This window comes from Streptomyces sp. bgisy100 (assembly GCF_057709105.1).
Window position 1 is genome coordinate 93979 of the sequence record NZ_JBYITE010000001.1, and the last position, 12021, is coordinate 105999.

Consider the following 12021-nt stretch of genomic DNA (forward strand, 5'->3'; position numbering starts at 1 on the left):
GGTCTTGATGGCGGTTCCGCCCCGGAGGATCGTCGGGGGCAACCGTCCCGACCCCTGGAGGAATGCTGATGACCACCTCGAATGTCACCACCGACCCGCGCCCCGCAGGAGAGGCGGCCTCCCTGCGCGTCAAGGCATTCGACCACCTGGTCCTCAACGTCGAAGACATCGAACGGTCCCTGGACTTCTATACCGGCCCCCTCGGCCTGGAGCCGGTGGGCGTGGCCGAATGGCGGGCCGGCGAGACCCCGTTCCCTTCGGTGAGGATCACCCCGGAGACCATCATCGACCTGGCCGAGAGCCCTCGGGGAACCTCCAACGTCGACCACATCTGCCTCACCGTGGAACCGCTGGACTGGGACGCGTTCATCGCGTCGACCACCGTCCCCGTCCTCGAAGGCCCCGTCGACCGCTCCGGCGCCCGGGGCACCGCCCGCTCGGTCTACGTCCGGGACCCGGACGGCAACACCGTGGAACTCCGCTGGTACCCGCAGGACGCCACGGCCTGAACCACACCCGGCGTCGGCGGCCCGTCCTGGACCGCCGGCCCGGCCGGCCCGTGCAACGGGCCGGGAAGCGGACCCGCGAAGCGGCCCACGCAGAAGGGGTGCCTCTCCATGAGAGGCACCCCTTCCGATCGGCTCATGCGCCGACCTGCTGCGGAGGGTGTGGGATTTGAACCCACGGTGACATCGCTGCCACGACGGTTTTCAAGACCGTTCCCTTAGGCCGCTCGGGCAACCCTCCCCGCGTCGCCGACCAGCGGTGACGCGCAGGTCAGCCTAGCCGGTCCGGGGCGGTTCGGGTGGCGGAAGGGGGCAGCCGACCTCCGTGAGGTCCGCTGCCCCCGTCACCGCCGCTCGTCTCCCGTGACGTCAGCCGGCCGCGTCCCGTGCCGTCACGCGTCCCGCGCCGTCAGCTGTCGCCCTTGCGGGCTCCGAGCGTGACCGGCACCGTGTGCTCCTTGCCGTCGCGCTTGTAGGTCAGGTCGACCCGGTCGCCCGGCTTGTGCGTCCAGATGGTGCTGATCAGTGTGGGGCCGCTGTCGATCACCGTCTGGTTGAGCTTGGTGATCACGTCGCCCGGCTTCAGCCCCGCCTTGGCGGCCGGGCCGCCCGGGGTGACCGGGTCGGTGCCGCCGTTGCCGTTCTGCGAGATCCGCGCGCCGTCGTCGCTCTGCTCGCGCATGTCCACCTGGACGCCGATCACCGGGTAGACCGGCTGACCGGTCCGGATCAGGTTCTCGGCGACGCGCTTCGCCTGGTTGATCGGGATCGCGAAGCCGAGGCCGATGCTGCCGGACTGCTGCGTCTCGCCGCCGAAGCCGCCGCCGCTGCCGGCCGACTGGATCGCCGAGTTGATGCCGATCACGGCGCCCTCGGCGTTCAGCAGCGGCCCGCCGGAGTTGCCCGGGTTGATGGACGCGTCCGTCTGCAGCGCGCTCATGTACGAGGCGTTGTTGCTGCCGCCGTCGCTGGAGGCGACCGGGCGGTTCTTCGCGCTGATGATGCCGGTGGTGACCGTGCCGGCCAGGCCGAACGGGGCGCCGATGGCGATCGTGGCGTCGCCCACCGCGACCCGCTTGTCGGAGTCGCCGAGCGGCAGCGGGTTGAGCTTCGCGTCCGAGGCGTTCTTGAGCTTGATCACCGCGACGTCGTAGCCCTTGGCATTGCCGATCACCTCGGCGGCGTACTTCTTGCCGTCCGAGAAGGTCGCGGTCAGCTTGCCGCCGTCCGCGGCGGAGGCCACCACGTGGTTGTTGGTGAGGATGTGGCCCTGCTTGTCGTAGACGAAGCCGGTGCCGGTGCCGGCCTCGCCCTGGCTGCCCTGGGCCTCGATGGTGACGACGCTCGGCAGGGCGCGTTGCGCTATACCCGAGACGGACTTGGGCGAGCGGTTGAGCGCCTGCGGGTCCCCGGAGGTGGAGACCGTGGTCGACCCGGTGCTGTCCTCCTGGTTCGCCGCGAAGTAGCCGATGCCACCGCCGACACCGCCCGCGACCAGCGCCGCGACCAGGACCGCGGCGACGATCCCGCCGGTCCGCCGGCGCGGCCCGCCCGGCGGGGGCGGCACGGGACCGCCGCCCCAGCCGCCACCGGGCGGCGGCGGCCAGGCCTCACCGCCGGAGCCGCCGGGCGCCCCCGGTGCCCCGTGCCCGTACGGCGTGCCCGGTGGGGGCATCGCGCCGGGCGGCGGCGGGCCCTGCGGACCGCCGGCCGAGGACATCACGGGGTGTTCGGCCGTCCGGGGGACGGAGTCGCCGTACGCCGGGTCCGCGGCCGGGCCGCCCGTCGCCGGAAGCTGCGCCGTCTGCTCCGTGCCGTCCGCGGCGCCGGGAGGGGCCGGCGGCGTCGTCGGAACGGGCGGCGTGGGCTGCGCCGGCTCCGCGGGCGGCACGGAGTCTGTGCTCGGTGCGCCGGTCGCGGACGCGGGCGTCGCGCCCGGCGTCTCGGGCGCCGACGGCGGCCCCGCCACAGGCGGAACGGCAGCGCCCTCGTTCTCGGTGCTCACAGCTTTCTCCTCAGATGCACGACAGTCACGACAGTCTTGGGTCACGGCCCACGGATGCCAGTCTCGGGAAACAGCATTTCCCACCTTGCGTCAGACCACCGTAAGCAGTGACAGCGGCACGGACCGCCATCCTTTATCCCGGACGAAACGGACGCATCCGCAGTCGTGGGACCGAACGCGGGACCGGGGACCGTACGAGCGGTACCCCGCCGGGCGGTGGCACCATAACGCGGTGACCTATGCGCACCCGGCCCACGACCTCCTCCCGGGGCCGCACACGATCTCCGTGGTGGCTCACCGCGGGGCGTCCCAGGACGCCCCGGAGCACACCCTGGCCGCCTACCGCAAGGCCATCGAGGACGGGGCCGACGCCCTGGAGTGCGACGTACGGCTCACCGCGGACGGCCATCTCGTCTGCGTGCACGACCGGCGGGTCAACCGGACCTCCAACGGCCGGGGCGCCGTGTCCGCCCTGGAGCTCTCGGACCTCGCCGCGCTGGACTTCGGCTCCTGGAAGGACCGGGACGAGTCCCCGGAGTGGGACGAGTCCCACGACTGGGAGCGCACCTCCGTCCTCACCCTCGAACGCCTCCTGGAGCTCGTCGCCGACGCCGGGCGCCGGGTGGAACTGGCCATCGAGACCAAGCACCCCACCCGCTGGGCGGGCCAGGTCGAGGAGCGGCTGCTGGAGCTGCTGCGCCGGTTCGGCCTCGACGCACCACCCCCGGACGAGCCCTCGGCCGTCCGGGTCATGAGCTTCTCGGCGCGCTCGCTGCAGCGCGTGCACTTCTGGGCCCCGGAGATCCCGACCGTCTACCTCCTGCAGTTCCTCGCGCCCCGGTACCGCGACGGGCGGCTGCCGTCCGGCACCCTCATCGCCGGGCCCAGCATCCGCATCCTGCGGAACCACCCGGACTACGTGGCCCGGGCGCACCGGGCGGGCAACCGGGTCCACGTCTGGACCGTCGACTCCCCCGCCGACGTGGAGCTCTGCGCCCGGCTCGGGGTGGATGCCGTCATCACCAACCGCCCGCGGCAGGTCCTGACCCAGCTCGGCCGCCGGTAGCGCCCGGTCCGTCCGGCCGGGGAGTGCACCGGCGCGTTCGCGCACGGACGCGACGGCGACGCGTGCCCCAGGGGATCGCAGTTGGCCGGTTTCCGGCGCCCCGTAGGGGGGCATCCATCCCGTGGCATGGGGCAAAGGAGGTCTCGGGGGTGGCGTTGGTGGTGGCACACGAGGTGCCGACGTCGTCGATCATGGCCGTACCTCATGGCCCAGCGGGCGTGGGTGCGGCGCGACGTGCGATGCGTGAGGGACTCCTGATGAGCGGAGTGCCCGATGGGGTCGTCGACGATGCGGTACTGGTTCTCTCCGAACTCCTCAGCAACGCCTGCCGGCACGGCCGGCCGCTGTACGGCGACGGCACCGGGGCCGGGCCCGACGAGGTCCGCATGGCCTGGCGGTTGGACGAATTCGGCCGGGTGACCGTCGAGGTGACCGATGGCGGAGGGCCCACCCGGCCACTTCCGGCCACTCCCTCGGTGACGGCCCGCGGCGGCCGGGGGCTCAACATCATCAGGGCCGTCGCCCAGGACTGGGGCGTCCGGGACGGGACACCCGGGGAGGTCACCGTGTGGGCCACGTTGCCGGCGACGACCTCGTCCGACGTCATGTCTACGCGCGTGGTTGTGCCGGCGCTGGACATCGCCGGGCTGCTCGAGGATCTCGCCTAGGTCCCGACCGGCACCTCTGGATCTCGACCGGCACCTCGCGCCCGGGCAGGTCTCGCCGGACAGGCAGGCGTCGCCGGACAGGACTCGCCGGACAGGCGGGCCTCGCCGGACAGCGGCCGACCGTATCCGTCCCGCACTTTGTCCCCGGGGCACCGTCCCCCGGCCCACAATCGGAGCCGGAAGCGGAAGCGGAAGCGGAGCCGCAACCGGAGCCCGGCCCCGCGGCGCCGCGCCCCGGCGGCTCGTGCTCCGGCCCGGAGCGCCGCGTGGCGGCGAGCGGCAACTCCTCCGGCTCCCGAAGGACTAGGCTCGGCGGCCGAGAACCACCGCCGCAACCGCGGCCACGACCACCGCCGCATCCGGGAGACACCCCCACCATGGCCAAGAAGCGCCCTCAGACAAAGGCCGGCAGGACGTCCGGCGCCCAGGTCTCCACCGGAGAGATTCCGGTCGTCGGCGCCCGCGAGCCGTGCCCCTGCGGTTCGGGCCGCCGCTACAAGGCGTGTCACGGACGAGCCGCCGCACAGGCCGTGACCGAGCTCGTCCAGCGCCCCTTCGAGGGACTGCCCGCCGAGTGCGACTGGGTCGCGCTGCGCGAGCTGGTGCCCGCCGCGACCGTGGAACTGCCCCTCAGGGGCGGCCTGCCGGAGGGCGTGCCGTCCGTCACCCTGGCGACCGTGCTGCCGATGGCGTGGCCCGCGCTGCGCCGGGACAGCGGCGCCGTCCTGCTGGGTCTGCAGAACGACACGGCGTCCGGCGACATCAGCCGGGACCTCGCCGATGTGCTGAAGCGTGCGCTGGAGGCCGCGCCGGGCACCCCGGTGGCCGCGCAGCGCGTCCCCGCCGACGGTCCGCGGCTGCAGGACCTGCTCGACCCGGCCGGTGCGTTCGAGCCGGTCGTGCACACCGGCTTCGAGTTCTGGCTGGAGAGCGCCGAGCAGTCCACCCCCGAGGTGGCCGCCTCCCTGGAGCGGGCCAACGAGGCCGCGATCCCGACCGTCCGGCTCTCCGGTGTCGAGGCCGCGTACTGGTGCGAGACCCCGGAGAAGAACCACCTGCGCTGGGTGATGGACCACCCCGAGGAGAAGCTGCTCGACGCGCTGGCGCGGCTGCACGCCGCCGGCGCCTCCTCGCTGGGCGAAGGCACCCGGCTGGTGGGCTCGTTCCGGGCGCACGGCCTCATCGTGCCGGTGTGGGACCTGCCGGGCTCGGTCCGCGCGGACGACGTCGAGAAGCCCGCCGAGGCCTTCGGGGAGCGGCTCGCCGAGGCGCTCGGCTCCGAGGCGCCGCTGACCGCCGAGGAGCGCCGGGCCCGTGGCGGACTCACCAACCGGCAGGTGACCCTCAGCTGAGAACCACCGGACGACCCGGGGAGTGACTCAGGTCACAACACCCCCTACTGAACAGTAAATCGTCGTCCGAATTTCCGCGATCGAATTTGCGAACAGCAGATCTCTTGTTACGGTTCTTGAAGCCCGGTCGCTGGTGCATCCCCCGTCGCCAGCGACCGGGCGTTTCCATGCCCGGCGTCGGCCGGCTCCCCGGAGCGCGCCGCGCCGGACCCCCAACGGGCCGCTCCCACCGGGGAATTGCTCCCCGAACGCAGCAGCAGCCGCTCCCCGTCCCAGGACACGAGCTCGGCGACCGCCCCGTACGGCAGGCCCTGGTCCACCGGCCCTCGCACCGGCGCACGCCGGGTCTGGCACACCCCGCCGGCGTTCCCGGCTTCCCCCGAGCAATGCACCTGAACGGTCCGGCCGTCCGGCCGCATCAGGGTCAGGACGACGCTCGGCGCGCGGCCGTCGGCGCTCCGGTAGTAGGTGCGGCCCCACAGCTCCCGCCCCTCCCGCAGGACACAGGTCTGTGCCTCGACACCCTCGCGGCCGGTGAGTTCGGGTCCGCACACGGAGATGACACGCCCCTGGTCAGTGGCGCGGAAGGCGCTCTTCCGCAGATCGGCCGGAGGCAGCCACCGAGCCCCCGCGGCCGCGGGGTCCAGGCCCCGGCCGCGGTGCCGGCCCCCGCCCCGCGACCCGGATTCCGGTACGGCCTGCGCCTCGGGCTCCGGTACGCCCGGCACGGCGGGTTCCGGTACGCCCGGCGCCTCGGTTTCCGGTACGCCCGGCGTGGCGGTCCGGGCCGGCGGACGGCCGGCCTCCGCGGTCGGCGCGGGCCCCGCCGACGCGGCGGCCTGCGGCAGCACGGCGGCCAGCAGCACCGCGCCCACCAGGGCGGTCATGCGACGGTTCGCCCTGCCCGGATCCGCTGCGCGCTCCATGGAATCCCCCTCCAACTCACCGACGAAGCCTGCCGATCGGCAGAACGTACCGGCCGGGGAAGGGCCCGTCGGACCGCGCTGGGCCGAACCGGGGACAACGCGGCCCGCCTCGCACTCGGAGGAGTGAAGACGGGCCGCGATGGTACGAATTCGGTCAAGTCTCAGTAGGCGAGCCGACTGCTCTCGTCGGGGGTCCCGGTGCTCGCCGCCACGAGCGCGTGCACGACCGCCTCGACATCGGGCAGCCACGGCGCGGCCGACCCGGGCAGCGGCGCGCGCTCCCAGCTCACCCGGCCGGCGCCGGTCTGGGACGGCGGCAGCACCAGATAGCCGCCCTCTCCGTGGAACCGCAGCGAGCTGGGCACCCACTCCTGGCTGTGCAGCAGCTCGCCCAGCACCTCGAGCGAGTACGGCGCCACGAGGATCGACCAGCGGGTGGGCGACGCGACGACCGGGCCGAGCCGGATGCCCCGTCGGTCGAGCTCGGTCAGGGCCTGTGCTGCCGCGGTCGCGGGGAGGCTCACCGCGCAGGGCGCGCTGCCGCCGGTGGCCAGCACGATCGGGGCGTCGGGACGGTTCTCCCACCACCAGCGGACCATGCGGGCGTCGGTCGTGGCCGCGAGCAGGCCGGGGTCGAAGGGGTGCGCACCGGGCACCACGCAGTCGGGGTGCGGGCAGTTGCAGCCGCGCACGCGGCTGCCGCCGGACCGGATCCCCACGCCGGGGAGTACGGGCCACTGCCACTCGGTGGCGCACATCAGCGCCGCGCCGAGCATCGCCCGCTTCCCGCTGCGCCTCCGCCCGAGCAGGAGCCTGCGTCGCCTTCCGAGGATCTCGCGCATGAGCGCTCGTTCCTTTCCGTTAACGCCGAGGGCTGTATCCAATCGCGTTCATCGCACGCTGTGCCGGGTGTGCGTACCGCTACCGGATTCACCGGATGAACCTGGTCTACCGATCGATGCTGCTTGCGATGCTGCTTGGCAGTACGTGGGGCTGCGGGCGTACGTTCAGTCCGTTCACACCACGTGGATCGTGCGTCACTGCTCGTTCAAGGCAGCGCATCATGTCGCGGGCCGAGCGTGGAACATGGCGAAGGGTGGCGATCGCCTGGCGTTTTGCCGCCCCTCTGCGGTCCTCGTCCCTCGGGGACGGGAGGCCATCGCCGGATAGGACGCTCAAGGCCGCCGCGGGGTTCCGGGGCGCCCCCAACTGCCCCTGCCCTTCCCGAGTACGTACCCACCTCGGTGGATATGACGCGTTGTCGAATGCCCTCAGTCGACCGCAAATTGCCGACCGACGGGCATTTTTTCAGCCAACTTGTGTCCACCATAGACACCAACGAGCCCGCCCGCACCATGCTGGACACACCCCACCACTGCGTGTAGATGTGGAGGCATTGATAGCGGCGCAGCATGACATGGGGGTTTGCGATGCTATTGCGAAAAATGCACCGCCGGACCGGCCACGCAACACCACACGGCAAAAGCCTGCGCTTCGACACAAACAGGACACCCTTCTCGGTCGATTCGGCCCAGTGGCCGGATATGCCGCAGCCCAGGGTCGAAAGTCGCCAGCCATGAACGCCCCGCACGTGCCGAAAGTGGCCGGAATCCAGTCGGCACTTCCCGCCCCGGCGCATAATCCCGACGCCCCTCCCGCCCAGCCCCCGGCGGAGAGCGGCTCCCCGGTGCCCGGCACCCAGGACGTCCGCCCGGTCGAGCACCTCGCCGCCGTCCAGGACCGCCTCGCCGGCTGGATCTCCGATCTCACCACGCTGCACGAGCTCACCGAGCGGCTCGCCCGCACCGAGACCCTCGACAGCGCGCTGCACGAGCTGCTGCGCGCCGGCGCCGCCCTCGTCGGCGCCCGCCGCGGCATGATCGTCCTGGAGCCCGCCGACGGCCAGGGGCCGGACACCACCGTCGGACTCGGCCTCGGCCCCGCGGACCTCGGCACCATCGAGACCATCCCCCGCAGCTCCGCCTCCTACGGCCGGATCCTCGACGGCCTGCCCCCGGAGGGCGGCGCCCGCCCCGGGCAGCTCGACGAGGTCGCCCACCCCGACCTGCGGAACGAGCCGGACCTGGACCCGCGGCACCGCGAGGTCGCCGCCCGGCTCGGCTACGCCGCCAGCTACGCCGTCCCGCTCGCCACCGAGGCCGCCGGCCGGCTCGGCGCCGCGGTCTGGCTCTACGACGAGCCGACCGAGCCGGTGGAGCGGCAGCGCCACCTCATCGGCCTGTACACCCGCTACGCGACCGAGCAGCTCGCCCGTCACCTGGAGCTGACCCGCGCCCGGGCGACCGCCGACACCCTCCGCGACGAGCTGCTGCCCAGCCGGCTGCCCCGGGTCGGCGGGGTGCGGCTGGCCGTCCGGCACCGGACCGGTCCGCGGGGCGGCGGCGACTGGTACGACGCCCTGCCCCTGCCGGAGGGCGCGCTCGGTCTCGCCGTCGGCGGGGTCAGCGGCTCCGGGCCCAGCGCCGTCGCCGCGATGGGACGGCTGCGCGCCTCGCTGCGGGCGTACGCGGTGATGGAGGGGGAGGATCCGGTCGCGGTCCTCTCCGATCTCGAACTGCTGCTGCGGCTGACCGAGCCCGCCCGCTCGGCGACCGCCCTGTTCATCCACTGCGAGCAGCGCACCCTGCTGATGGCCGGGGCCGGGCACTGCCCGCCGCTGCTCGTCGGCGACCGGCGCACCGAGTTCGTGGAGACCTCGCTGTCCGCGCCGCTGGGCATGCTCTCCTGCTGGGAGGCGCCCAGCGTCGAGTTCGAGGCCGCGCCGGGAGAAACGCTGCTGCTGTACAGCGACGGGCTGCTGCACCGCACCGGCGAGCCGATGGACCGGGCCTTCGCACGGCTGCACGCGGCCGCGGCGAGCGTGCCCCGGTCCGTCCGGGACGATCCCGACGCCGTCGCCGACCACGTGCTGCGCACCGTCCTGCCGGGCGGCCGGGACACCGCGGACAGCCCGGAGGACGTCGTGCTGCTCGCCGTCCACTTCGAGGACGCGGGAGCCGCCGCCCGCTGACCGCTGCCGGCCCCCTTCCTCCGGGGGCGCAGAGGGGCGCACACCCGGGCCGGGCCGCTGCCCGCGCCCTGCTCCGGTCGTCCTGCCGGAGCCGGTGCCCCCGCCCATACGATGGTCGGGGTCCCCCAGCCGCAGGCCAGGGGACGGTCCGAGTCGAGGAGGAATCCGTGACCGAGCAGCCCGCGCCCGCGAACCCGGAGGGCGACGAGCCCATCAAGCAGCGGAAGAACGGCCTGTACCCAGGCGTCTCCGACGAGCTTGCCGAGAACATGAAGAGCGGCTGGGCCGACACCGAGCTGCGGAACCTGCAGCCCGTCGAGCAGGCACCGCACGCCGCGCGCCGCCGCGCCGCGCTCTCCGCCCGCTTTCCCGGCGAGCGCCTGGTCGTTCCCGCGGGCAACCTCAGGACGCGGTCGAACGACACCGAGTACGCCTTCCGCGCGTCCACCGAGTACGCGCATCTGACCGGTGACCAGACCCACGACGGCGTACTCGTCCTGGACCCGGTGGACGACGGGCACACCACGACGCTCTACCTGCTGCCGCGCTCCGACCGGGAGAACGGCGAGTTCTGGCTCGACGGCCAGGGCGAACTGTGGGTGGGCCGCCGGTACAGCCTCGCCGAGAGCGAGCAGCTGCTGGGGGCGGAGTGCCGGGACGTGCGCAAGGCCGCCGACGAGCTCGCCGCCGCGGCCGGTCCGGTCCGCATCGTCCGGGGCCACGACGCCGGGCTGGAGGAGGCGCTGGCCGACCGGCTCGACGCCGACCGCGACGAGGAGCTGCGGATCTTCCTCAGCGAGCTGCGCCTGGTCAAGGACGAGTTCGAGATCGGGCAGCTGCAGGCGGCGGTCGACTCCACGGTGCGTGGCTTCGAGGACGTGGTGAAGGTCCTCGACAAGGCGGAGGCGACCTCCGAGCGGTACATCGAAGGAACGTTCTTCCTGCGGGCCCGCGTCGAGGGCAACGACGTCGGCTACGGCTCCATCTGCGCCGCCGGACCGCACGCCACCACCCTGCACTGGGTGCGCAACGACGGCCCGGTCCGCGCGGGCGAGCTGCTGCTGCTCGACGCCGGCGTGGAGACCCACACCCTCTACACCGCCGACGTCACCCGCACCCTGCCGGTGAGCGGCCGCTTCACCGAGCTCCAGCGCCGGATCTACGACGCGGTGTACGACGCGCAGGAGGCCGGCATCGCGGCCGTCCGGCCGGGCGCGAAGTACCGCGACTTCCACGACGCCGCACAGCGGGTGCTCGCGACCCGGCTGGTGGAGTGGGGGCTGGTCGAGGGCCCGGTGGAGCGCGTGCTGGAGCTGGGGCTGCAGCGCCGCTGGACGCTGCACGGCACCGGCCACATGCTCGGGCTGGACGTGCACGACTGCGCGGTGGCCCGCCGGGAGAGCTATGTGGAGGGCACCCTGGAGCCGGGCATGTGCCTCACGGTCGAGCCCGGGCTGTACTTCCAGACCGACGACCTGACCGTGCCGGCGGAGTACCGGGGCATCGGCGTCCGGATCGAGGACGACATCCTGGTGACCGAGAGCGGCAGCCGCAATCTGTCGGCCGCGCTGCCGCGCACCGCCGACGACGTCGAGTCCTGGATGGCCCGCCTCAAGGGCTGAGCCCGCCCCGACGCCGGACGACGGCCGGGTCCCCGACGGGGGCCCGGCCGTTTCCGTCGGGTGGGACATCGGGCCGGGGCCTCTGACGCATCAGCAGTCGGCCGGGGGCGCGTCGGGTGAAGCGGTGATGTGGGGACGGGGGCGGTGCGCCCCCGTCCCACGGGGGCCGGCCCATGCGCCCACGGACTCCGGGCTCCGGCCGCTCCGGGCTCCGATGGTGTGCGGGGCTGCGCCGCCCTGCCGCTCCCTGTGATCAGGACGCCTTCAGCAGCGCGTCCTCACGCCACTTGAGGATCTTGTCGAAGCTCACCACCGCGCCGCGGCCCGGTCTGTTCCGGACGTGGACGTGGTCGGCGAGCGCCTCGATGAGGCACAGGCCCCGGCCGTTCTCCGCCTGGGTGTCCGGCTGGGCGGGCGCCATGAGCGGCGCGCGGAGGGCTCTGGGGCGCACCGTCCGCGCCGCGGGAAAGCCCGGCCCCGAGTCGGTGACCTCGATCCGGCACTTCTCGCCGTCCAGATAGGCGGTCACGCGGTACACCCCGGGTGAGCCGTCGGGGGACGTTGCCCCGCCGTGCTCGACTGCGTTCGCACACGCCTCCGTGAGCGCGATCGACAGGTCGAAGGAGATGTCCGGATCGACCCCCGCGGTCTCCATGGTTCCCAAGAGGAGCCGCCGGGCGAGCGGAACGCTCGCAGCCTCGCGCCGCAAGTGGAGGGACCACCAGATGCTCATGCTCCAGCCTCCTGGCTGCGGCTCGACATACCGATACGTATTGCCCCACCGATCGGCCCGTAAGCGTGCAATGGGCGTGACTACGCTCATTCAGCGGATGCGCGGGGTCATG

General features: G+C 73.3%; 10 protein-coding genes and 1 tRNA gene. 6 read left to right on the forward strand and 5 right to left on the reverse strand.

Going from position 1 to position 12021, the window contains the following annotated elements; translation table 11 throughout:
* Positions 1-68: 68 nt before the first annotated feature.
* Positions 69-509, forward strand: coding sequence for a VOC family protein (locus AC3EQ1_RS00500; protein WP_432092214.1), 441 nt, complete (start codon positions 69-71; stop codon positions 507-509).
* Positions 510-660: 151 nt separating this feature from the next.
* Here the strand turns inward: AC3EQ1_RS00500 and AC3EQ1_RS00505 are convergent.
* Positions 661-747 (reverse strand) — tRNA-Ser (locus AC3EQ1_RS00505).
* Between the two features lie 168 nt (positions 748-915).
* On the reverse strand, positions 916-2511 hold the full coding sequence (locus AC3EQ1_RS00510) for a S1C family serine protease (RefSeq protein ID WP_432092215.1): 1596 nt from the start codon (positions 2509-2511) through the stop codon (positions 916-918).
* Between the two features lie 232 nt (positions 2512-2743).
* On the opposite strand from AC3EQ1_RS00510, the gene AC3EQ1_RS00515 reads away from it, so the two are divergent.
* The 3 genes from AC3EQ1_RS00515 to AC3EQ1_RS00525 all read left to right on the forward strand — a co-directional run bounded on the left by AC3EQ1_RS00515 (position 2744) and on the right by AC3EQ1_RS00525 (position 5597).
* Positions 2744-3577: a glycerophosphodiester phosphodiesterase family protein gene (locus AC3EQ1_RS00515; RefSeq protein WP_432092216.1), complete on the forward strand. Its 834-nt coding sequence runs from the start codon at positions 2744-2746 to the stop codon at positions 3575-3577.
* Between the two features lie 62 nt (positions 3578-3639).
* The gene (locus AC3EQ1_RS00520) at positions 3640-4245 is read left to right on the forward strand and encodes an ATP-binding protein (RefSeq protein WP_432092217.1); all 606 of its coding nucleotides are present in this window, start codon (positions 3640-3642) and stop codon (positions 4243-4245) included.
* Between the two features lie 377 nt (positions 4246-4622).
* A complete protein-coding gene (locus tag AC3EQ1_RS00525; RefSeq protein WP_432092218.1) occupies positions 4623-5597 on the forward strand; it encodes a DUF5926 family protein in 975 nt (324 codons plus the stop codon).
* 107 nt (positions 5598-5704) lie between these two features.
* On the opposite strand, the gene AC3EQ1_RS00530 is transcribed toward AC3EQ1_RS00525, so the two are convergent.
* Both AC3EQ1_RS00530 and AC3EQ1_RS00535 read right to left on the reverse strand, forming a co-directional pair.
* On the reverse strand, positions 5705-6523 hold the full coding sequence (locus AC3EQ1_RS00530) for a hypothetical protein (protein ID WP_432092219.1): 819 nt from the start codon (positions 6521-6523) through the stop codon (positions 5705-5707).
* A 161-nt stretch (positions 6524-6684) separates the two neighbouring features.
* The gene (locus tag AC3EQ1_RS00535) at positions 6685-7365 is read right to left on the reverse strand and encodes a bifunctional DNA primase/polymerase (RefSeq protein WP_432092220.1); all 681 of its coding nucleotides are present in this window, start codon (positions 7363-7365) and stop codon (positions 6685-6687) included.
* Positions 7366-7940: 575 nt separating this feature from the next.
* Here AC3EQ1_RS00535 and AC3EQ1_RS00540 point away from each other — a divergent pair.
* Positions 7941-9554 (forward strand): PP2C family protein-serine/threonine phosphatase, encoded by a 1614-nt coding sequence (locus AC3EQ1_RS00540; RefSeq protein WP_432092221.1) that lies wholly within the window; start codon positions 7941-7943, stop codon positions 9552-9554.
* A 167-nt stretch (positions 9555-9721) separates the two neighbouring features.
* The gene (locus AC3EQ1_RS00545) at positions 9722-11176 is read left to right on the forward strand and encodes an aminopeptidase P family protein (protein WP_432092222.1); all 1455 of its coding nucleotides are present in this window, start codon (positions 9722-9724) and stop codon (positions 11174-11176) included.
* Between the two features lie 253 nt (positions 11177-11429).
* On the opposite strand, the gene AC3EQ1_RS00550 is transcribed toward AC3EQ1_RS00545, so the two are convergent.
* Positions 11430-11909: an ATP-binding protein gene (locus tag AC3EQ1_RS00550; protein WP_432092223.1), complete on the reverse strand. Its 480-nt coding sequence runs from the start codon at positions 11907-11909 to the stop codon at positions 11430-11432.
* Positions 11910-12021: the final 112 nt, after the last annotated feature.